The organism is Streptomyces sp. Xyl84, assembly GCF_059731885.1.
Genome location: NZ_AP029182.1, coordinates 6,470,347 through 6,491,671, shown reverse-complemented (window position 1 = coordinate 6,491,671; position 21,325 = coordinate 6,470,347). Strand labels below are relative to the sequence as shown.

The following is a 21,325-nucleotide window of genomic DNA, read 5'->3' as shown; positions in this document are numbered from 1 at the left end:
CGGACCGGCAGGCGGAGGCCTGCGGCCTACTCCCAGGTCGCGGTGTCCGGGTCGATGCCGTGGGCACGCGCGCCGGCGTCGATGACGCGGCGGAACCACGTGGCCAGACCGGGCCGGATGCCGTCGTAGTGGGCGGCGAATCCCGGATCGGTCTCGAACCTGCGGCCGAGGCAGACCTGCATCCGCCGGGTGAGGGGAAAGTACGCGGCGAAGACCTCACGGTGCCGTTCGACGAGCCGGTCGGCTTCCGGGTCACCCGGGGCGACACCGGCGTCCATCGCCTCCGCGAGCGCGCGCTCGAAACCGGCGACGGCGTCGGCGACCTCCTGCCACTCCTGCGGCGAGCGGGAGGCCGAGCGCTCGGCGTACTCCTGCCATTGCCTCGTGCCCCCGTGACGCCGGCGGGCCTGGAGGGGCCAGTCCGGGTTCCACCCGGGGCCGAAGACCGCGGCCTGCTGCCCGGCGGTCAGCAGCAGGCCGCGCTCGTGGGCGTCGATCATCCGGCCCAGTCCGGCATCGAGCTGCCGGAGGCGCTCGATCCGTTCGGCGACCTGGGCGCGTTGCGCGCGCAGCGCACCGGGCACGTCAGCGGCCGGGTCGTCCAGGACGGCCCGGATCCCGTCCAGGCCCAGACCCAGCTCACGGTAGACGACGACGCGGTGCAGACGTTCGAGGTCGGCGGCGGTGTAGAGCCGGTACCCGGCGGCCGTGCGCAGCGACGGCCGCGCCAGACCCGTCTCGTCCCAGTGGTGCAGCGCGCGGACGGTCACGCCCAGACGGGCCGAGACCTGACCGACGGTCAGGCCCCCGGCATCAGTGGTGTCAGGCATGTTCCCCATTGTCGCCGTCGCCGCGGCCCGCTCCCGGCGCGACGATGCCGACGGCTTCGAGGTACCGCGCCTCCTCCCCTGCCGGGTCGAAGGGTTTCGCCGCGGTGAGGACGATCCGTGCGTTCTCGGGGGTGATCACGGTCAGGTCGCGGGTGTTCCAGGGGGTGTCGCGCGGGCCCTCGACCGAGTCCGGGCGCAGCGCGCGGCAGGCCTCGGCGAGGGGCTCGACCTGGCCGAGCACGCACGCGAAACCGATGCTCATCGCGGGTGCCCGCTCCGGAACGCCCGCCGCCGTGACGAGGAGTACGTCCTGGAACGCCCAGCGGCGCAGGTGCACGAGCCTGCCGGGGACGGTGAACAGTTCGAAGAACCCGAGCCCGCGGGTCCAGAAGTCCACGGACGCCGCCATGTCGCTCGTGGGGACGGTGACGAAGGCGGGCATTCCGTAGATGCCGCGGAACGGCTCCGGCGCGGCGGCGTCCGGACCGGGAGCGGGCACGGGACTGATCTCGAACGCGTTGAAGTGGTCGCTCATGGGCCTCACCCTGGGGCCTCACGCGGCGTGAGGGTCAAGCCGTTCCGGAGTTCCCCGGGCGGCCGTCCGAACTTTTGAACACGTTCAAGACAGGGGTAGGATCACCCTCACCGACGAGGGGGGCGAGGTCCGATGAAGGTCGTACTGCCGGGCGGGACCGGTCAGGTGGGCACCGTGCTGGAGCGGGCGCTGAGCGCGGCCGGGCACGAGGTCGTCGTACTGACCCGGCGTCCGCGGCGCGCGGGGCAGGTCCTGTGGGACGGAAGGACGCTCGGGCCGTGGGCTCAGGCGGTCGACGGCTGCGACCTGGTGGTGAACCTGGCCGGACGCAGCGTCAGCTGCCGCTACACACCGGACAACCTGCGGGCCATGAAGCAGTCGCGCGTGGACTCCGCCCGCGTCGTGGGCGAGGCCGTGGCCGCCGCCCGGCGGCCCCCGCGCCTGTGGCTGCAGATGAGCACCGCGACCGTCTACGCGCACCGCTTCGACGCGCCCCACGACGAGGCGACCGGCGTCATCGGCGGCTCGGAACCCGGCGTCCCCGGCTACTGGGCCTGCAGCGTGGACATCGCCCGCGCCTGGGAACGGGAACAGGAGCGGGCCGCGACCCCGCGCACCCGCAAGGTCGCCCTCCGGGCCGCCATGGTGATGAGTCCCGACCGGGGCGGGGTCTTCGACGTGCTGCTGCGGCTGGCCCGGCTGGGCCTCGGCGGACCGGTGGCGGGCGGCGCGCAGTACGTCTCCTGGATCCACGACCAGGACTTCGTGCGCGCCGTGCTGTTCCTGGCGGCGCGGGAGGACATCGAGGGGCCGGTCAACCTCGCCGCCCCCGCGCCCCTGACGCAGCGCGCCCTCATGCGGGTGCTGCGCACCGCCTGGGGCGTCCCGGTGGGCCTGCCGGCCACGCGGTGGATGGCGGAGGCCGGCGCCTTCGTGCTGCGCACGGACACCGAACTGCTCCTGAAGAGCCGGCGCGTGGTCCCCGGCCGCCTGCTCGACGCCGGCTTCGCCTTCGGCCACCCGCAGTGGCCCGAGGCCGCCGTCGACCTCGTGCGCCGCGTGCGCGAGCGCCCCCCGCGCCGGGCCCGCACCCTCCCGCCGCCCGCGGCGGGCCGAGCCTGACCTCCGGAGCTGGCCCCCCGTCAGCCTTCACGCTTCCTCCACTCCCCCGCCACCGTTCCACCATGCTTGTGTATGCTCCTGACGCTCCATCCGCATCACCGAGGGGGGATCCTCATGCGCATACGTTCCGTGCTGGCCGCGGCCGCCACGGCGGGGACGGTCGCCGTCGTCGCCGCGGTTCCGGCACAGGCCGCCGAGTACTCCTCCGCCCTGAAGATCAAGGGCGTCCAGTACGACGCCCCCGGGCGGGACTCCAACAGCTGCACCAAGGGCAACGCCAAGGACGAGTACCTGACCATCAAGAACTACTCGCGCACCTCGCGGGTCAACCTCAAGGGCTACGTCGTCAAGGACGCCGCCGGCAACCGCTTCAGGTTCTCCGCCGACCACTACCTGGAGCCCGGCGACTACGTGAAGCTGCGCGGCGGCAAGGGCAGGGAGTCCGACGCGAAGAACGTCGCCTACCGCCAGAACTGCAACTTCATCTGGAACAACGACAAGGACACCATCTACCTGTACAAGCCCTCCGGTGCCCGCGCCGACGTGCACTCCTACACCAAGGCGCGCGACGACCGCGACGGCAACGGCTACATCTCGTACCACGGCTGAGCCGCACCGCGGCGCGCCCACGGGGGCGCGGCACCCGCGGCGGCCGCCGGGACCGCCGCGGGCGCCGCGCCCGCGCTACTCGTCGTCCGACGCGGTGCCGCGGGTGCGGCCCACCTCGGGCAGTTCGGCCTGCTGGGCGCGGATGTGCAGGACGTCGCCGATGAACAGGTCGTAGACCAGCACGCCGACCACACCGCCGACGAGCGGTCCGACGATGGGGACCCACCAGTAGGCGCTGAAGGAGCCCGGCTCACTGCCCGGCAGCGCCAGGTCGCCCCAGCCGGCGAAGAACGTGAACAGCCGGGGGCCGAAGTCGCGGGCCGGGTTGATGGCGTACCCGGCGTTGGCGCCGTAGGACATGCCGACGGCCGCCACGGCGAAGCCGATGACGAGCGGCCCGAGGTTCGCCTTCACGGCGGTGTTGCGCAGGTCGACGACGGCCACGATCAGCATGACCAGCAGGGCGGTGCCGACGATCTGGTCGACCAGCGGACCCCAGTAGCCGCCGTGGAAGTACGGGGCCGGGAACGTGCCGAAGATGGAGAAGGACGCGACGGTGTGCCCGTGCGTCTTGGGTCCCTTCATGGCCTGGTCGAACGTGTTGATCGCGTCGTGGTAGACCCCGTACACCAGGGCCGCGCCGGCGAAGGCGCCCACCACCTGTGAGATCCAGTACGGCACGACCTTGGCCCAGGGGAACTTGCGCCGCACCGCGAACGCCAGCGTCACCGCCGGGTTGATGTGCGCGCCGCTGACGCCACCGGCCACGTACACGCCGAAGACCACGGCGAACGCCCATCCCCAGGTGATGAGCAGCCAGTCCCCTGCGCCCAGGAAGAAGGTCGTGGGTCCCTCGGTCCGGCCCGATCCGGGCAGCGCCGCGACCGCCATGGCGACCACGCCGCAGCCGAAGGCGATGAGGACGAAGGTCCCGAGGAACTCCGCCAGGCATTCGCCCCACAGGCCCCCGCGGCGCCTGAGCCGGGAGGGTGTGATCAGGGGCGGGATTTCTACGGCCATATCGGCCCCCTCGACGAACGGTCCGGCCCACGGGCCGGTACGGTCCTGCTCCGGGCGGCCCCGCGTCACTGCCGGTCGCGGCCCCGCGTCTCAGCTCAGTGTGCGCGCCAGGACCGCTGTGGGCCACTCGGCCGCTCCCCGGCCCGCGAAGAGGCCCCGAGGCTCCGAAAGGGCCTCCGCAAGCCCCGCGCGCATGGCGGGAGTGAACTCCATACGGGTGATCCCGCCAAGGGCCCCCGCCCTGCCCGGGGCAGCGGAAACAGCGGTACGTCGGCCGCTCGGCGGCGGATCGGCGCGCCCGACCCGAGTGGCAACCCCGTGGACCCCGCACAAGACTGATCCATGGTTTCGTGATCAGGCGAAAACGCACGGTCTCGGGGACCGGCCACCCCTGGCCGACGGTTTTCGACCTTTCTCAGGGAGTTCGCATGGTGGAGAAGTCTGCCGACATCCTGATGCCCGGGCCGGACGAATCAGCCGTCGTCCGACGCGCAGTCACCGATCCGACGACGGCGGACACCGAGCGGCTCCTCGCGGGCATCCTGGCGGACGTCGTGCACACCGAGCAGGTACCGGCGGACAGCCACTTCTTCACCGACCTGGGTGCCAACTCCCTGGTCATGGCCCAGTTCTGCGCACGGGTGCGCAAACACCCCGACCTGCCGTCCGTGTCCATGAAGGACATCTACCGGCACCCCACCCTCCGGGAGCTGGCGGCCGCCCTCGCGCCCGCCGGCGCCCCGGCCGCCGGCCCCGGCACGGCGGCCGGACCACCGCCGGCACCGGCTTCCGCGCCGGCGCCTGCGCCCGCACCGCACGTCCCGGGCAACCACCTGGTGTGCGGAGCGCTCCAGGCGCTGATCTTCCTCGGCTACTCCTTCGTCATCGGCATGGTCACCGCCCAGGCCTACGAATGGGTCGCGGCGGGATCGGGCCTCGTCCAGATCTACGTCCGCTCGCTCCTGTGCGGCACGATCGGATTCCTCGCCCTGTGCGCCTTCCCCGTCCTCGTGAAATGGGTGCTCGTCGGCCGCTGGAAACCCCGGGAGTTCCCGGTGTGGAGCATGGCGTATCTGCGCTTCTGGGTCGTCAAGTCACTGCTCCACGCCAATCCCATGGTGCTGTTCGTCGGCAATCCGCTGTACGTCATGTACCTGCGGGCGCTGGGCGCACGGATCGGGAAGGACGTCACGATCCTCTCCCGGTCGGTGCCGGTCTGCACGGACCTGCTCACCATCGGGGCCGGCACGGTGATCCGCAACGACGCCGTGTTCCTGGGCTACCGGGCGTACGCCGGAGCCATCCAGACCGGCGGCATCACCCTGGGCCGGGACGTCTTCATCGGTGAGAAGACGGTCCTCGACATCGACACCGCCATGGGCGACGCCGCACAGCTCGGCCACGCCTCGGCCCTGTACCGGGGGCGGGCGATCCCGGCCGGCGAGCGGTGGCACGGTTCCCCGGCCCAGCCCACGCACGTCGATCACGTACGGGTCCCCCCGGCCCGGTGCGGCACGCTGCGCCGCGCCGGCTTCGCGCTCACCACCCTGCTGCAGCTGTTCCTCCTGTACCTGCCGCTCGCCGTGGGCGGGGTGTACATGCTGTTCGCGGAGGTCCCGGTGCTCAGCAAACGACTGGCCGCCGAGACCCGGGGCACCACGGCCGGGGAGTTCCTCGGCGACACCCTGATCGTGTCCTCGGTGCTGTTCTTCGGCGGTCTCCTGCTCGGACTGCTCGCCCTGTGCACCGTGCCGCGGGTACTGCACCGCGTGATCCGCCCCGACCGGGTCTATCCGCTCTACGGCTTCCACTACGCCGTGCACCGGCTGATCGCCGGCCTGACCAACGTCAGGTTCTTCACCTGGCTGTTCGGTGACAGCTCCTACATCGTCCCCTACCTGCGCGGCATCGGGTACGACCTCTCCGAGGTCGAGCAGACCGGCTCGAACTTCGGGACCGAGGTCCAGCACCAGTCGCCGTTCCTGGTCTCCGTCGGCAGCGGCACGATGGTGGCCGACGGCCTGTCGATCCTGAACGCCGACTACTCCCGCACGTCCTTCAGGATGAGCCGGACCTCGATCGGGGCCCGCAACTTCCTCGGCAACAACATCGCCTACCCGGCCGGGGCGCGCACCGGTGACAACTGCCTGCTGGCGACGAAGGTGATGGTCCCCCTCGACGGCGAGATCCGCGAGGGGGTCGGACTGCTCGGCTCGCCGTGCTTCGAGATCCCCCGGTCGGTCGAGCGCGACACCCGATTCGACCACCTGCGCACGGGCGACGCGCTGCGCCGCAGCCTGGCCGCGAAGAATCGTTACAACCTGCACTCCATGGCCATGCACCTGCTGATGCGCTGGCTGCACACGGCCCTGCTCACCGCCTTCGCGCTCGGCTCGGTGGGCCTGTACGGCACCCTGGGGCACATCGTGATCGGTTGCTACCTGGCCCTCACGCTGGTGCTCACCACCGGGTTCTACATCCTGCTGGAGCGATGCCTGACCCGGTTCCGCCCGCTGCGGCCGAAGCTGTGCTCCATCTACGAGCCGTACTTCTGGTGGCACGAACGGGTGTGGAAGGTGCCGGACCACTACCTGGCCATCTTCAACGGCACGCCGTTCAAGGCCCTGGTCTGGCGGCTGACCGGGGTGCGCATCGGCCGCCGTGTCTTCGACGACGGATGCTTCATCACGGAGCGGACACTGGCCGCCATCGGCGACGACTGCACCCTCAACGCCGGCAGCAAGATCCAGTGCCATTCGCAGGAGGACGGGACCTTCAAGTCCGACCGCACCGCACTCGGCGCGGGCGTCACCCTCGGCGTCGGCGCGCACGTCCACTACGGCGTGACGCTCGGCGACCGGGCAGTGCTGGCGCCCGACTCCTTTCTGATGAAGGGCGAGGAAGTCCCGCCCGACGCGGAATGGGAAGGCAACCCCGCCGCTCCGACGGCCAACTGAGGAAGGGTCATTCGATGGGAACGCTCGTGGCAGCGGACAGGGACTTCTGGACTGATGTGCTGACCGCCGGCGGGTTCACCGCCGTCCCGCGGTGGGCGCCGCGGCCCGTCGCCGGCGTGGCCGGGCACGAGGAGACGGTCCCGGCCCAGGTGGCCGAGGCGGTGCGCGCCCTGGCCGCCGAACTGGGCGTCCCGGTCAGCGCGGTGCTGCTGGCCGCCCACGCCAAGGTGCTGGCCGCGCTCTGCGGGGAGCCGGACGTGGTGACCGGGCACGCGGTGGGCGACGGTGACCCGCTCCCCTGCCGGCTGACGGTCGCACCCCCCACCTGGCGCGGCGTGGTGCGCGCCGCCCGCCGCGTCGAGGCGGACCTGCTCACGCACCGCGACTTCGCCGTGGGCGAGCTGCGCCGGGAGCTGGGGCTGACCCAACCGGCGTACGAGGTGGTGTGCGACCCGGAGGGTTCCTGGGCCGCCGGGGCCTGGCAGGAGACCGGGCGCGGCGCGGACGGCGCCCTGCCCCCGGGCACCGTGCTGGCCGTGGGCTGGTCCGACCGGGAGGCGCGGATGACGCTGCGCCTGCGGTACCGCACCGACGTGCTGGACGCCTCGGCGGCGGCCCGGATCTGCGGCTACCACCTGGCCGCGCTCGCCCTGATGGCCGCCGACGCGGACGCCGAGCACGCCCGGCAGAGCCTGCTGCCGGCCGAGGAGGTGCGCGAGCAGCTCGAAGGTCTGGCCGGACCGGAGCGCACCCTGCCCGACGCGCGGGCGCACGAGCTGTTCGAGCAGCGGGTACGGGAGCGTCCCGACGCCGTGGCCGCGGTGCACGGGGACCGCTCGTGGACGTACGGCGAGCTGAACGCCCACGCGAACCGGCTGGCGCGGGCGCTGCTGGCGCGGGGGGTGGGCCCGGAGGACGTGGTGGCGGTGGTCACCGAACGCGATCTGGACTGGCTGGCGTCGGTGCTCGCGGTGTTCAAGGCCGGCGGTGTCTACCTGCCGATCGAGCCGCACTTCCCGGCCGGGCGGATCGCGGCGACCCTGGCCCGGTCCGGCTGCCGGATCGCGCTGACCGAGCCGGGCAGCACCGCCACCCTGGACGAGGCCCTGGCCGGGCAGGCACCGGGCGTCGAGAAGCTGCTGGTGGGGGACGCGTACGCGGAGGACCACGCCGACGGCGACCTGGGTCTGGAGGTGGCGCCCGGCCGGCTGGCGTACATCTACTTCACCTCCGGCTCCACGGGCGAGCCGAAGGGCGCCATGTGCGAGCACGCCGGCATGCTCAACCACCTGTTCGCCAAGATCGACGACCTGGGGATCGGCCAGGAGACGGTGGTGGCGCAGACGGCCCCGCAGTGCTTCGACATCTCGCTGTGGCAGTTGCTGGCCGCGCTGCTGGTGGGCGGGCGGACGCTGCTGGTGGAGCAGGACGCGGTCGTGGACGTGGAGCGGTTCGTCGACACGCTGGAACGCGGCGGGGTCGGGGTGGCGCAGGTCGTGCCCTCCTACCTGGAAGTGGTGGCCGCGTACCTGGAACGGCACCCGCGCGAGCTGGCCGCCCTGCGGTGTGTGTCGGTGACCGGTGAGGCGCTGAAACGGGAGCTGGTCCAGCGCTGGTTCGCGCTGAAGCCCGACGTCGCCCTGGTCAACGCCTACGGCCTGACCGAGACGTCGGACGACACCAACCACGAGGTCATGCGCGAGGTGCCGGACCGGGTGCTGCTGGGCCGTCCGGTCAGCAACGTGCGGGTGCTCGTCGTCGACGAGAACCTGTCCCTGGTGCCGCTGGGCGCGCCCGGCCTGATCGCGTTCTCGGGGGTGTGCGTGGGCCGCGGCTACGTCAACGATCCCGAGCGCACCCGGGAGGCGTACCGGCAGGACCCCTACCGGCCGGGCGAGCGGCTCTACCTGGCCGGGGACTGGGGGCGCTGGCACCCGGGCGGCAAGCTGGAGTTCCTGGGACGGCGGGACAGCCAGGTCAAGATCCGCGGGTTCCGGATCGAGATCGGGGAGATCGAGAACACGCTGCTGCGGGTGGACGGAGTGCGCGACGGCGCGGTCGTCGTCGCCGAACTCGCCGGGCGCAGCGCCCATCTGGTCGCCTTCTACACCGGCCGGCGCCTGGAGGCCGAGGAGCTGAAGCGGGCGCTGGGGGCCGCGCTGCCCGCCTACATGGTGCCGAGCGCCTTCCACTGGCAGGACGGCCTGCCGCTGACGGCCAACGGCAAGACCGACCGCAAGGCCCTGACCGCGCTGGCCGAGCGGTTTGCGGAGCAGGACAGGGCGGACGGCGGGGCGAAGGACGCCCCGCGCACCGCGACCGAGCGGCGGCTGGCGGAGGCCTGGGCCGAACTGCTGGGGCTGCCCCGGGACGGCGTCGGCCGCGGCGACCACTTCTTCGACCGCGGCGGCACCTCGCTGTCGGCGGTGAAGCTGACCATCGCCCTGGACCGGGCGGTCTCCCTCAAGGACATCACTCGTCATCCGGTGCTCGCCGACCTCGCGGCGCTGCTCGACGGTGCTCGGGCGAGCCGGCCGGAACTGCTGCAGCCGCTGTCGGCGGCGGCCCGCCCCGGCGCCTGCGCCCTGGTGTGCTTCCCGTACGCGGGCGGCAACGCGGTCAACTTCCGGCCGATGGCGAGCGCCCTGGCCGGCAGCGGCCTCGCGGTGTACGCGGCCGAGCTGCCGGGACACGACCTGGCCGCCGCCGGCGAGGCGTTCGCCCCGCTGGAGCAGGTCGCCGAGCAGGCCGTGTCCGAGATCCTGGCGCGCGGTCTGGCACAGGTCATGCTGTGGGGCCACTCCTCCGGGGCGGCCCCGGCCGTCGAGACGGCACGGCGGCTGGAGGAGCGCGGGGTGCGGGTGGTGCGGGTGTTCCTGGGCGCGCAGTTGCCGGGGACGGCCGCCGAACGCACCGCCGCCGCGGCGGAGCTGGCACGGTGCGGCAACGCGGAGATCGCGGCCCGGCTGAGCGCGGACAGCGGTTACACCGAGCTGGGCGAGCTGAACGCGGACCACGCCGAGCACATCGGCGCGGCCTACCGGCACGACTGCGTGTCGGCGCACCGCTACTTCGCGGCCGTCCTGGAGAGCCCGCCGGCGGTGCGGCTCGCCGCACCGGTGACCGTGGTCGTCGCCGCCGACGATCCGCACACCGCCGGGTACGGCGCACACCACCGGGACTGGAGGTTCCTGGCCGAGCAGGTGGAGCTGCACGAACTCGCCGACGGCGGCCACTACTTCCCCCGCACCCGGCCGGACGGGGCGGCGCGGGCCGTCCTCGGCGCCGCCGAACTGCTGGCGTCCTCCTGACCACGCCGGCCGGCGAGCGACCGGCCGGCGACCACACCGCCCGACGAAAGGAACACCGAGATGTCGTTCTCGTCCCCGGCGTCACTGCTGGAGGTGGAGCTGCGACCGGACCGGCCGCCGGTCCTGCACGTCGAACCACCGGCCGACGCGGCCGGCTGGGCGGCCCAGTACCGCGAGGCGGTGCGCGCGCAGGTCGCCGAGCACGGCGCGCTCCTGGTGCGCGGCCTGGGCCTCGGGGAGCAGGAACAGGTCCGGGCGGTCTTCACCGCGCTGGGCGGTGAACCGATGGCGGAGCGCGAGGCGTTCGCCGTCCGGCAGTCCTACGGCTCCGGGCTGTACTCCTCGACCGCCTGGCCGGACAACCAGCCGATGTGCATGCACCACGAACTGAGCTACGCGCAGCGGGTTCCCACGCTGATGCTGTTCGCGTGCCTCACCGCGCCCGCCCAGGGCGGTGCCACCGCGGTGGCGGACGCGGAACAGGTGCTGCGGGCGCTGCCCGCCGAGGTGACGGAGCGCTTCGAGCGCGAGGGCTGGCTGCTCACCCGCAGCTACAACGACGAGATCGGCGCCTCGCTGGCCGAGTCGTTCGGCACCGAGGACCGGGAGACCGTCGAGAACTACTGCCGCGCGCACGACATCGGCTTCGAGTGGCGCGACGACGGGTCGCTGCGCACCCGGCAGCGCCGCAGCGCCGTCGTACGGCACCCGGTCACCGGCCGGCCCTGCTGGTTCAACCAGATCGCGTTCCTCAACGAGTGGACGCTGGCGCCCGAGGTGCGCGAGTACCTGGTGGACGAGTACGGCGAGGACGGGCTGCCGTTCAACACCCGTTACGGGGACGGCAGTCCGATCGGCGAGAAGGTCGTCCAGCGGATCAACGCCGTCTACGAGGAGCACACCCGGCGTGAGCCCTGGCAGGCCGGTGACCTGATGCTCGTCGACAACATCCGCACCGCGCACAGCCGCGAGGCCTTCACCGGTGAGCGGCGGGTCCTGGTGGCCATGGCCGAGCCGCGGGTGCCGGCCGGTGGCACGCCCGCCCCGGAAGGAGACCGGCGATGACCTCCGTGACGTCCCCCGTCACCGGCTCCCCCGCCTCCGGGGCGGCGCGCGTGCCGTCCTTCGCGGTGATCTCCGGTGCGCAGGTGCAGCAGGCGCTCCAGGGCCGCGAGAAGGAGATCGTGGACCTCGTCGAGGCCACGTACCGGCTGCACGGCGCCGGACAGACGGTCAACCCGCCGTCGTACTTCCTGCGCTTCCCGGACCGGCCCACCTCCCGGATCATCGCGCTGCCCGCCTCGGTCGGCGGGACGGTGGGGGTGGACGGACTGAAATGGATCTCCAGTTTCCCGGAGAACGTGGCGGCCGGGGTGCCCCGGGCCTCGGCGGTCCTGATCCTCAACGACCACGACACCGGCTATCCGTTCGCCTGCCTGGAGAGTTCCATCATCAGCGCCACCAGGACGGCGGCGTCGGCGGCGCTGGCCGCGGACCGGCTCTCCCGGACCCGGACCCGGCCGGCCCGGATCGGTTTCTTCGGCACGGGTCTGATCGCCCGCTACATCCACACGTTCCTCGCCGGTACCGGCTGGAGTTTCGACTCGGTCGGCGTGTACGACGTGTCCGCCGACAGCGCGGCCGGCTTCTGCGGCTATCTGCGCCAGGCGGCCGGTGCCGTGGAACAGGCCGGGCAGGGCGGGCGAAACGGTTCCGCGGATCAGGCCGGGCGGATCACCGTGCACGACAGCCCCGAGGAGCTGATCCGCTCCAGCGACCTGGTCGTGTTCGCGACCGTCGCGGGCGAACCGCACGTCACCGACCCGTCCTGGTTCGACCACCACCCGGTGGTGCTGCACGTGTCGCTGCGCGACCTCGACCCGCGGATCCTGCTCGGCTCGGCGAACTTCGTCGACGACGTCGAGCACTGCCTGAAGGCCGGCACCTCACCGCACCTGGCCGAACAACTCACCGGCGGGCGGGACTTCCTGGACGGCACGCTCGACGACGTGCTGACCGGCCGGGTGGAACCGCCGTCCGACCGGACCGTGATCTTCTCCCCGTTCGGCCTCGGGGTCCTCGACCTCGCCGTCGGCAGTTATGTCCACGCCGAGGTGGCCCGGGCCGGGAACCTCCACGTCGTCGACGACTTCTTCCACGAGCTGCGCCGGTACGGCTGAACGTCCGTCCCCCGGCCCCCGGCATCAGGAGGTTAGCGTGCCTGTCATCTCCGCTCCCCACGCTTTCAACGAAGGCCGGCTCTACGTCGACCTCCGGCCGATCTTCGGACGCTCGCTCTACCTGAAGTGCGAGGGCTTCAACTTCGCGGGTTCGATCAAGCTGAAGGCCGCGGTCGAGATGGTGGAGGCCGCGGAGCGGGACGGGCTGCTGAGCGAGGACTCGGTGCTGATCGAGTCCTCGTCCGGCAACCTCGGCGTCGCGCTCAGCGTGATCGCCGCAAGCAAGGGCTACCGGTTCCTGTGCGTCACCGACTCCCGCTGCAACCTGTCCACGCGGCTGCTGATGGAGGCGCTGGGCAGCGAGGTCCACGTCATCGCCGACCTCGACGCCAACGGCGGCTTCCTCGGCGCCCGGATCGACTACGTCCGGGCGCTGTGCGCCTCCGACGAGCGGTACGTGTGGCTCAGCCAGTACACCAACCCGGGCAACTGGGGTGCGCACTACCGGCGGACGGCGCCGGAGATCGCCACGCAGTTCCCCCGCCTGGACGTGCTGTTCGTGGGGGCGGGCACCACGGGCACCCTGATGGGGTGCGCGCGGTACTTCCGCGAGTGGCACCGGCCGGTGCGGATCGTCGCGGTGGACACCGTCGGTTCGGTGGCCTTCGGCGGCAAGCCGGGCCGCCGGATGATCCCCGGCCTCGGCATGAGCATGCGCCCGCCGCTGCTCGACGAGTCCTACGTCGACGAGGTGATCCGGGTGGAGGAGGCCGACACGATCCGCGCCTGCCACCGGCTGGCCCGGCGCGGTTTCCTCTTCGGCGGCTCGACCGGCACGGTGGTCAGCGGCGCCATGGCGTGGCTCGCCGAGCACGACGAGCGCGACCTGACCGCGGTGGCCATCGCCCCGGACCTCGGCGAACGCTATCTCGACACGATCTACCAGTCGACCTGGCTGGAGGACCTCTACGGCGGCCAGATCCTCGACCCGAAGGGCGGCGTCCCCGCCACCCCCCGGAACGCCGAACCGGTGCCCCGGACCCCGGACGGCCGCCCCGAGCCGTAGAAGCGTCCGGCCCCCGGCCGCGGGCACGCCGGCTCCGGGCCCCGGCCGGGGCCCGGCCACGCCCCGCGCCACTTCCGCTCGGCGGCGTGGGGCGGGACGGGATGGGGCGCGGCCGGCCGGGGCGCGGTTCGGTCCGGCGGGTTCGGGCCACACTGCGCCATGGGCTGCCGCCAGGCTCCGGCCGCGCCACGGGGCGGGACCTGTGCAGCGTTGGTTCCACGGGCCGGGTCACGGGCCGGTGGCCCGGCCTGCGGCCTGGGGCCGGCGGCCGCGGCCCCGGTGGAGGCAGGGGACGACGCCCCTGCCGCTGCCCTGCGCATGCGCCCGCGCCGCGCCTGTCCGGAAGCGGGAGCCGGTCCGCGCCGCCGCCCCGGCCGAGCCTCGGTCGTCGCTCACGCCTCGCCTCCGTCCGCTCGCGGCCGGTGGCGGTTGGGGGCCGGTCCGCCGCCGGGACGCTCAGGTGTCGGTACGGGCCGGCCGGCTGACCTGTACCAGGCCCGACTCGTAGGCCGCGATGACCGCCTGCGCCCGGTCGCGGACGCCGAGTTTGCCGAAGATGCTGGTGATGTAGTTCTTCACGGTGGAGACGCTGATCTCCAGGCTCCGCGCGATCTCGTTGTTGTCCTGGCCGGTGGCCAGCAGCCGCCACACCTCGACCTCACGCGGCGTGAGGTCGGCGGCGTCCTGGGGAGCGGCGTCCGGACGGCCGCGGGTCGCTGCCGGCCGGGTCCTGACGTACGCGGAGATCAGCCGGGTCAGCAGACGTGGGGCGACGACGGCCTCACCGGCCCGGACGGTGCGGATCGCGGCGACCAGTTCCTCGGGGGAGCTGTCCTTGGGCAGGAAGCCGTACGCACCGGCGCGCAGCGCGGCGACCACGTACTCGTCCATGTCGAAGGTGCTCAGCGCGAGCACCCGGCACCCGGGCAGCTCACGGGCGAGCCGCTCGGTGGCGGCCACCCCGTCGAGGACCGGCATGCGGATGTCCATCACCACGACGTCGGGGCGGTGCTCGGCGGCGAGCGTGACGGCCTGTTCCCCGTTCTCCGCCTCGGCGACCACGGTGACCGACGGCGCGGGGCCGAGGATCAGGGCCAGTCCGCGCCGGACGAGCGGCTGGTCGTCCGCGATGAGCACGCGGACCGGTTCGTCGGTCCCGGTCGCAGTCCCGGTCACGGCCCCGCTCATCCCTTCGCTCGCGTCTTCGGTCACCGTCATCGCTCCTCGTCCTCGCCGCGCCGCGGTTCCGCCGGCAGACTCGCCGCCACCCGGAACCCGCCCCCGGGCAGCGGGCCGGCCTGCAGCGTGCCCCCGTGCAGGGCGACGCGTTCGCGCATGCCGATCAGACCGTATCCGCTGCCGCCGCCCGCCGCGGCGGGCGGCTCGGCGTCGTCGGGGCCCGGGTCGGTGACGGACACCGTCACCCCCTGCGGCCGCCGCTCCAGACGGACCTCCACCGCCACCCCCGGACCGGCGTGCTTGCGGGCGTTGGTCAGCGCCTCCTGCACGATCCGGTACAGGGTCAGGCCGACCACCGGGGGCAGCGGCCGGGACTCGCCGTCGAGGACGAGTTCGACGGGCTGGCCGGCCTGCCGTGACTCCTTGACCAGGCGGTCGAGGTCCTCCAGGCCGGGCTGCGGCGCCTCCGGGACGCCGGAGCGGTCGGCCGCCGTGTCGTCGTCGGCGCGCAGGACGTCGAGGAGCTGCCGCATCTCGCGCAGCGCCAGCCGTCCCGACTCCTCCAGGGTGACCAGGGCCTCGCGGGCGACGCCGGCATCGTGGTCGAGGTTGGCGCGGGCACCGCCCGCCATCAGCTGCATGGTGGTGATGCGGTGGGCGACGACGTCGTGCAGCTCCCGGGCGATCCGCCTGCGCTCCTCGGCCACCGCGCGGTCGGCGAGGAGCCGGCGCCTGACCTCCGTCTCCTGCTGCCAGCGGTCGATGACCAGGGCGCCGGCGACGATGAGCCCGGCGGCCAGGCAGGCGCCGACCACGTTCAGGAGACCGGGCGGTGAGGTGAGGTCGGGCGTGAGCAGCGTGACGCCGACCGCGCCGGCCGTCGCGGCCGCCGTCGCCCAGGGACGGCCGCCCCGTACGGCCGAGTACAGGGCGACCGCCAGGACGGCGCCGAAGTGCTGGTCCATCCGCACCGACACGTTCAGCAGCGCGACGAACGCCAGGACGACGGTCAGGGCGGTCAGCGGGAAGCGCCGCCGGACCAGCAGGGGCAGCCCGGAAACGACCAGCAGCAGCGCTCCGGCGGTCGACACCGGTACGCCTGTGAACTGCGGGAACGCCGTGTAGCCGATGAGGTCCAGGACGGCCGCGCCGACGGCCACCAAGGCGTCGTTGCGGGTCCACGGCAGGGCCTCGTCGCCGGTCCACGGCAAGGCGGGGCGTACGCGTATGCCGTGCCGCACGCGCCGCACACGTGTGCCCTGCCACCCGCGCGTGCCCCGGCCCGCCGGGGGCGCGGCGCCGCGCCCCGCCGGGGCGGTGGCGGGCGACGACGGCGCGGTGCTGCGACACGTCGCCATGGTGTTCCTCTCGCCGCTCGGTCCGGCCGGCCCCTCGGGCCCCGGCGCTTGCTGCCGCCATTGTCGCAGCGGGCGGTGCCGCCGCCCTCCCTCCTGGGACCGAGACCGGACCAGGACCACGGTCCCGGTCCGCCGCGCCTGCGGCCCCTGGGGCCCCCGCCGCTTTTCATCCCGCGCCCCGACGATCCGCGCCCGTTCCGCTGGTTCTCTGGAGAGGTACTGTCCGAGATCGTTTCGAACGGAGCCGCTGTGATACGCGCCCTGACCGGATTCTCCACGCGAAATCCATGGAAGGTCATCACCCTCTGGGTACTGCTGGGAATCGGTCTCACCATCCTGGGCCAGGCCTTGATGTTCCGCGTGACGGAGAGCCAGCTCGGCGACTTCCTGCCGAAGTCGTACGACTCGGCCGCGGCGCTGAAGGTCGCCGAGGACAAGTTCGGCGTCAAGCCGGACGTCAACTCCGTGACGATGCTGGTCGAACGGGCCGACGGCAAGCCGCTCTCCGTCGCCGACCAGCGGCGCGCGGAGGCTGTCGCGGCCGGGCTCGGCCGGCAGCGGGTGACGATGCCCAAGACCGACGACACCCCGGATTTCCTGGTGAAGGACTATTCCCAGACACCGAAGACGGGACCGGGCACGGTCGCCCCTCACCGCACTTTCGTCCTTTTCCCCGTCGGACTCTCCGGCAATTCCACCGACCCCGGTCTGCAGAACGTCTTCAAGGAATTCCGGAAGACCGCGTCCGACACCTACGCGCGCGACGGACTGCGCGCCGGATTCACCGGCGGTCTGGCCGACACGGTCGACAGCGAGGAGGCGGAGAAGACCACCGGCACGGTGGCGGGTCTGCTCACCATCGGTCTGATCGTGCTGCTGAACGTGCTGGTGTTCCGCAGCGTCATGGCGGCTCTGCTGCCCCTCCTGGCGGTCAGCCTCATCGGCGGAGCCGCCGCGGGAGCCGTGGTCGGCACGGCGCTGCTCACCGGGATCCGGCTGGACCCCTCCACCCCGTCGCTCATCAGCGTCGTACTGCTCGGCATCGGGATCGACTACTTCCTGTTCCTGCTGTTCCGCTTCCGTGAGCGGCTGCGCGCGCGTCCGGAACGCGACGCGCGTGAGATCGCCGGTGAGGTGACAGGCCGCGTGGGCTCCGCGATCACCTCGGCCGCCCTCACCATCGTCGCCGCCTTCGCCACCCTCGGCATCGCCAGTTTCGGGCAGTTCCGGGTGCTCGGCCCGGCCATCGCGGTCTCCGTGCTGGTGATGCTGCTGGCCAGTCTCACCTTCATGCCGGCCCTGCTGGCGGTCGCCGGACGCAAGATGTTCTGGCCCTCCCGCGCCCTGAAGCGGGCGCCGCGCGAGGGCGCGGCCGGCCGGTTCGCGGACGTGGTCGCCCGGCGGCCCCTGGCCGTGGCCCTCGGCTCCGTCGCCCTGCTGGGTGTGATGGCCGCCGGGACCCTCGGCATGAAGATGGACTACGGCACGGGCGGCGGCACCGGCGACACCCCGGCCGCGGCCACCGCGGCGAAGATCTCCCGGGCCCTGCCGGCCGGCGTCTCCGACCCGGCCAGTGTCTACCTCACGGCCAAGGACGGCGGCACCCTCGACCGGCACGGCGTCGACGGCCTGGCACGGGCGCTCAGCCGTACGGAGGGCGTCGGCCAGGTGGCCCCGGCCGTCTTCGACAAGGCGGGCGACGCCGCCCGGATCGACCTCTACCTGACCGCGGACGCGCAGAGCCAGAAGGCGCGCGACCTGGTGTCCGGGCCGGTGCGAGCGACCGTCGCACGGCACACCCCGCCGGGCGGCGAGGCACACGTCGGCGGGACGGCGGCGATCTTCGCGGACATCTCCACGGCCGTCTCCGGTGACCTGGAACTCGTCTTCCCCGTGGCCGCCGCGCTGATCGCGCTGATCCTGCTCGTCCTGCTGCGCAGCGTGGCGGCGCCCGCGGTGCTGATGCTCGCCGTCGGTCTCGGCTTCGCCGCCACGCTCGGCGCCTCCACCCTGGTCTTCCAGCACCTGCGGGGCGAGGCGGGCGTCAACTTCACCCTGCCGCTCGTGCTGTTCCTGTTCGTGGTCGCCCTGGGCACGGACTACAACATCCTGATGAGCGACCGCATCCGGGAGGAGATGGCGCGCCCGGGACCTGCCCGCTCGGCCGTGGCCCGCGCCGTACGGCACACGGCACCGGCCGTGGCCACCGCCGGTCTGGTCCTGGCCGGCTCCTTCGGCAGCCTCTCGGTCAACCCTGCCCCCGCCACCCAGCAGATCGGTTTCGCCACGGCCCTCGGCATCCTGCTGTCGGCGTTCGTCCTGTCGACCGCGCTGGTCCCGGCGCTCGCCGCGCTGCTCGGCCGTGCCCTGTGGTGGCCGGTCCGGCCGCGCCGCACCGCACGGCCGCAGGAGCCGTACGGGCCGCCCGGACACCGCGACGCGGCCCCGGGGACCGCCCCGGCCGCCCGGTACGACCGGACCGACCCACTCGACCCGGGCGAGCCGGGCGACGGGGGCCACCCGGCGGACCGGACCGGCCGCTTCGACACGCACTACACGAACTGACTGAGCCCCGGGGGGCGGCGGGAGGAGGCGGAGCGGATGCCCGGCAGCGAGGTCAGGGCCGTTGGAGACGTGGATCACTTCACCGTGAGGTGACGCGTACTGGACGACATACCGACTAGTCAGCATGATGGTCGTGACCTGCTGCCGACCCGTTCCCAGGAGCACCGGATGAGCCCCGACCACCCGCCCGGACTCGATCTCGACCGGCTCCGCGGCCTGCTCGACCGCGAGCGGCCCGGCCTGGCCCGGGGCCCCCTGACAGGGCGGCTGATCGAGGGCGGACGGTCCAACCTGACGTACGCGGTCACCGACGGCACCACCCGGTGGGTGGTACGCCGGCCTCCGCTGGGCCACGTACTGGCGACCGCGCACGACATGAAGCGCGAGCACCGCGTGATCAGCGCGCTGCACCCGACGCGCGTGCCGGTGCCCCGCACGGTGCTGCTGTGCGAGGACGAGGAGGTGCTGGGCGCGCCGTTCTACGTGATGGAGTTCGTCGAGGGCACTCCGTACCGGACGGCGCGGCAGCTCGCCGCGCTCGGCCCGGCGCGTACCCGCGAGGCGGTGCTGTCGCTCGTCGACACCCTCGTCGACCTGCACTCCGTGGACCCCGGCGAGGTGGGTCTCGCGGACTTCGGCCGCCCGGAGGGCTTCCTCGACCGGCAACTGCGCCGCTGGGGCAAGCAACTGGACGCCTCCCGCAACCGCGACCTGCCGGGGATCGACGAGCTGCACGCGTCCCTGGGGCGTACGCTGCCCGTCTCCCCCGCCCCCGCCGTGGTGCACGGCGACTACCGGCTGGACAACGCGCTGATCGGTCCTGACGACCGGATCCGCGCCGTCCTCGACTGGGAGATGTCCACCCTCGGCGACCCGCTCACCGACGTGGGCCTGCTGGTCATGTACTGCAGCCCGCTCGGCATGCCCGACTCGCCCGTGTCCACCACCGCCGAGGCGCCCGGGCACCCCTCGCCCGCCGAGCTGATCGAGCGGTACGCCGCGCACTCGGGGCGCGACGTGTCCGCGGTCTCCTGGTACACGGCGTTCGCCTGGTTCAAGCTCGCCGTGATCCTGGAGGGCATCCACTACCGGTACACGCTCGGCCAGACGGTCGGCCGCGGTTTCGACCGCATCGGCGATCTGGTCCCCGTTTTCATCCAGCACGGCCTGACCACTTTGCACGAAGGCCTCCGGGAGGGCTGATCCGTCATGGACTTCGCGTTCGACGCGCGCACCGAGGAACTGCGCGCCAAACTGCTCGCCTTCATGGACGAGTACGTGTACCCGGCCGAGGAGATCGCGCACGAGCAGCGCGCCCGCCTCGCCTCGCCGTGGGAGAACCCCCCGGTGGTGGAGGAACTGAAGGCCGAGGCACGCCGGCAGGGCCTGTGGAACCTGTTCCTCCCGGACGCCGAGCACGGTGCCGGTCTGACCAACCTCCAGTACGCGCCGCTCGCCGAGATCACGGGCCGTTCGCCGCAGCTGGCGCCCACGGCGACCAACTGCGCGGCGCCCGACACCGGCAACATGGAGGTGCTGGCCCAGTTCGGCGACGAGCGGCAGAAGAAGCAGTGGCTCCAGCCACTGCTCGCGGGTGAGATCCGCTCGGCGTTCGCGATGACCGAGCCGGAGGTGGCCTCCTCGGACGCCACCAACATCACCACGCGCATCGAGCGGGCCACGGACGGCTCGGACGAGTACGTCATCACCGGCCGCAAGTGGTACATCTCCGGGGCCATGCACCCCGACTGCAAGATCTTCATCGTGATGGGCAAGACCGACCCGGACGGGGCGGACATCCGGCGCCAGCAGTCCATGGTGCTCGTGCCGCGCGACACGCCGGGTGTCACGGTCGAGCGGGCGATGCAGGTCTTCGGGTACGAGGACCACTACCACGGCGGCCACGCCGAGGTGGTCTTCGACCACGCGCGCGTCCCGGCGTCGAACCTCATCGGCGAGGAGGGCGGCGGCTTCGCCATCGCCCAGGCCCGCCTCGGTCCGGGCCGCATCCACCACTGCATGCGGCTGATCGGCATGGCCGAGCGGGCGATCGAGCTGATGTGCCGGCGGGCGGTGTCCCGTACGGCGTTCGGCAAGGCGCTGGCGCAGCAGGGCGTGGTGCAGAACTGGATCGCGGACGCCCGGGTGCAGGTGGAGCAGCTGAGGCTGCTGGTGCTGAAGACGGCCTGGCTGATGGACACGGTCGGCAACCGGGGCGCCCACACCGAGATCCAGGCCATCAAGATCGCCACCCCGCGCGCGGTGGTCGCCATCCTGGACCGGGCCATCCAGCTCTACGGCGCCGGCGGCGTCAGCCAGGACTTCCCCCTGGCCGAACTGTACGCGGGCGCGCGCACGCTGATGCTCGCCGACGGCCCGGACGAGGTGCACCAGCGCTCACTCGCCCGGCGGGAGCTGAAGAAGTACCTGTGACCGGCTCGGGCGCGAGGGGGCGGTGAGGGGGGTGTGCGGTACGGGGCGCCCTTGAACCGGCGCCGGACAGCCTTCCCCCGATCCCGGCGTGGGGCGCTCCTCGGGCCCGTAGGGAGCGCTCGCCGGTCCTCTGAGGGACGGTGGGTGGTCCCGCCGGGGC

At 72.9% G+C, this 21,325-nt stretch carries 15 protein-coding genes; 10 read left to right on the top strand and 5 right to left on the bottom strand.

Annotated features, from left to right (window positions below; translation table 11 throughout):
* Positions 1 to 26: 26 nt before the first annotated feature.
* Positions 27 to 830 (bottom strand): MerR family transcriptional regulator, encoded by an 804-nt coding sequence (locus tag AC6I72_RS28255; RefSeq protein ID WP_498003955.1) that lies wholly within the window; start codon positions 828 to 830, stop codon positions 27 to 29.
* Positions 823 to 1,365 carry a VOC family protein gene (locus tag AC6I72_RS28250; protein WP_498003954.1) on the bottom strand — a complete coding sequence of 181 codons (543 nt, stop codon included), beginning with the start codon at positions 1,363 to 1,365 and terminating at the stop codon, positions 823 to 825. Before AC6I72_RS28250 ends, AC6I72_RS28255 begins: the two co-directional genes overlap by 8 nt.
* 132 nt (positions 1,366 to 1,497) lie before the next feature.
* Between AC6I72_RS28250 and AC6I72_RS28245 the strand changes: the two genes are divergently transcribed.
* Both AC6I72_RS28245 and AC6I72_RS28240 read left to right on the top strand, forming a co-directional pair.
* Complete coding sequence (locus tag AC6I72_RS28245; protein WP_498003953.1) at positions 1,498 to 2,487, top strand: epimerase; 990 nt, start codon at positions 1,498 to 1,500, stop codon at positions 2,485 to 2,487.
* A gap of 114 nt (positions 2,488 to 2,601) precedes the next feature.
* Positions 2,602 to 3,096, top strand: coding sequence for a lamin tail domain-containing protein (locus AC6I72_RS28240; RefSeq protein ID WP_498003952.1), 495 nt, complete (start codon positions 2,602 to 2,604; stop codon positions 3,094 to 3,096).
* A 75-nt stretch (positions 3,097 to 3,171) separates the two neighbouring features.
* On the opposite strand, the gene AC6I72_RS28235 is transcribed toward AC6I72_RS28240, so the two are convergent.
* A complete protein-coding gene (locus AC6I72_RS28235; protein WP_498003951.1) occupies positions 3,172 to 4,116 on the bottom strand; it encodes an MIP/aquaporin family protein in 945 nt (314 codons plus the stop codon).
* 428 nt (positions 4,117 to 4,544) lie between these two features.
* Between AC6I72_RS28235 and AC6I72_RS28230 the strand changes: the two genes are divergently transcribed.
* Genes AC6I72_RS28230 through sbnA form a run of 5 tightly spaced genes read left to right on the top strand, consistent with a single transcriptional unit; the run spans position 4,545 to position 13,630 of the window.
* Entirely contained in the window at positions 4,545 to 7,073 is a 2,529-nt protein-coding gene (locus AC6I72_RS28230; RefSeq protein WP_498003950.1) for a Pls/PosA family non-ribosomal peptide synthetase, read from the top strand.
* Positions 7,074 to 7,087: 14 nt separating this feature from the next.
* Positions 7,088 to 10,384 (top strand): non-ribosomal peptide synthetase, encoded by a 3,297-nt coding sequence (locus tag AC6I72_RS28225; protein ID WP_498003949.1) that lies wholly within the window; start codon positions 7,088 to 7,090, stop codon positions 10,382 to 10,384.
* A 60-nt stretch (positions 10,385 to 10,444) separates the two neighbouring features.
* Positions 10,445 to 11,449: a TauD/TfdA family dioxygenase gene (locus tag AC6I72_RS28220; protein WP_498003948.1), complete on the top strand. Its 1,005-nt coding sequence runs from the start codon at positions 10,445 to 10,447 to the stop codon at positions 11,447 to 11,449.
* Positions 11,446 to 12,564, top strand: a complete 1,119-nt coding sequence (sbnB, locus tag AC6I72_RS28215; RefSeq protein ID WP_498003947.1) for a 2,3-diaminopropionate biosynthesis protein SbnB — start codon at positions 11,446 to 11,448, stop codon at positions 12,562 to 12,564. Before AC6I72_RS28220 ends, sbnB begins: the two co-directional genes overlap by 4 nt.
* A 37-nt stretch (positions 12,565 to 12,601) precedes the next feature.
* Positions 12,602 to 13,630 (top strand): 2,3-diaminopropionate biosynthesis protein SbnA, encoded by a 1,029-nt coding sequence (gene sbnA, locus AC6I72_RS28210; protein WP_498003946.1) that lies wholly within the window; start codon positions 12,602 to 12,604, stop codon positions 13,628 to 13,630.
* Between the two features lie 456 nt (positions 13,631 to 14,086).
* On the opposite strand, the gene AC6I72_RS28205 is transcribed toward sbnA, so the two are convergent.
* Positions 14,087 to 14,818 (bottom strand): response regulator, encoded by a 732-nt coding sequence (locus AC6I72_RS28205; protein WP_498004839.1) that lies wholly within the window; start codon positions 14,816 to 14,818, stop codon positions 14,087 to 14,089.
* Between the two features lie 26 nt (positions 14,819 to 14,844).
* Complete coding sequence (locus AC6I72_RS28200) at positions 14,845 to 16,167, bottom strand: sensor histidine kinase (protein WP_498003945.1); 1,323 nt, start codon at positions 16,165 to 16,167, stop codon at positions 14,845 to 14,847.
* 249 nt (positions 16,168 to 16,416) lie between these two features.
* On the opposite strand from AC6I72_RS28200, the gene AC6I72_RS28195 reads away from it, so the two are divergent.
* From AC6I72_RS28195 to AC6I72_RS28185, 3 genes are all read left to right on the top strand, one after another.
* Positions 16,417 to 18,732, top strand: coding sequence for an MMPL family transporter (locus AC6I72_RS28195; protein ID WP_498003944.1), 2,316 nt, complete (start codon positions 16,417 to 16,419; stop codon positions 18,730 to 18,732).
* Between the two features lie 168 nt (positions 18,733 to 18,900).
* On the top strand, positions 18,901 to 19,935 hold the full coding sequence (locus AC6I72_RS28190) for a phosphotransferase family protein (protein ID WP_498003943.1): 1,035 nt from the start codon (positions 18,901 to 18,903) through the stop codon (positions 19,933 to 19,935).
* Positions 19,936 to 19,941: 6 nt separating this feature from the next.
* Complete coding sequence (locus AC6I72_RS28185) at positions 19,942 to 21,165, top strand: acyl-CoA dehydrogenase family protein (RefSeq protein ID WP_498003942.1); 1,224 nt, start codon at positions 19,942 to 19,944, stop codon at positions 21,163 to 21,165.
* Positions 21,166 to 21,325 lie beyond the last annotated feature (160 nt).

Excerpts from the sequence above, each read along its gene's own strand:
- AC6I72_RS28255 (WP_498003955.1), bottom strand. The coding sequence starts at position 830 with ATGCCTGACACCACTGATGCCGGGGGCCTGACCGTCGGTCAGGTCTCG.
- AC6I72_RS28250 (WP_498003954.1), bottom strand. The coding sequence starts at position 1,365 with ATGAGCGACCACTTCAACGCGTTCGAGATCAGTCCCGTGCCCGCTCCC.
- AC6I72_RS28245 (WP_498003953.1), top strand. The coding sequence starts at position 1,498 with ATGAAGGTCGTACTGCCGGGCGGGACCGGTCAGGTGGGCACCGTGCTG.
- AC6I72_RS28240 (WP_498003952.1), top strand. The coding sequence starts at position 2,602 with ATGCGCATACGTTCCGTGCTGGCCGCGGCCGCCACGGCGGGGACGGTC.
- AC6I72_RS28235 (WP_498003951.1), bottom strand. The coding sequence starts at position 4,116 with ATGGCCGTAGAAATCCCGCCCCTGATCACACCCTCCCGGCTCAGGCGC.
- AC6I72_RS28230 (WP_498003950.1), top strand. The coding sequence starts at position 4,545 with ATGGTGGAGAAGTCTGCCGACATCCTGATGCCCGGGCCGGACGAATCA.
- AC6I72_RS28225 (WP_498003949.1), top strand. The coding sequence starts at position 7,088 with ATGGGAACGCTCGTGGCAGCGGACAGGGACTTCTGGACTGATGTGCTG.
- AC6I72_RS28220 (WP_498003948.1), top strand. The coding sequence starts at position 10,445 with ATGTCGTTCTCGTCCCCGGCGTCACTGCTGGAGGTGGAGCTGCGACCG.
- sbnB (WP_498003947.1), top strand. The coding sequence starts at position 11,446 with ATGACCTCCGTGACGTCCCCCGTCACCGGCTCCCCCGCCTCCGGGGCG.
- AC6I72_RS28205 (WP_498004839.1), bottom strand. The coding sequence starts at position 14,818 with ATGAGCGGGGCCGTGACCGGGACTGCGACCGGGACCGACGAACCGGTC.
- AC6I72_RS28200 (WP_498003945.1), bottom strand. The coding sequence starts at position 16,167 with ATGGCGACGTGTCGCAGCACCGCGCCGTCGTCGCCCGCCACCGCCCCG.
- AC6I72_RS28190 (WP_498003943.1), top strand. The coding sequence starts at position 18,901 with ATGAGCCCCGACCACCCGCCCGGACTCGATCTCGACCGGCTCCGCGGC.
- AC6I72_RS28185 (WP_498003942.1), top strand. The coding sequence starts at position 19,942 with ATGGACTTCGCGTTCGACGCGCGCACCGAGGAACTGCGCGCCAAACTG.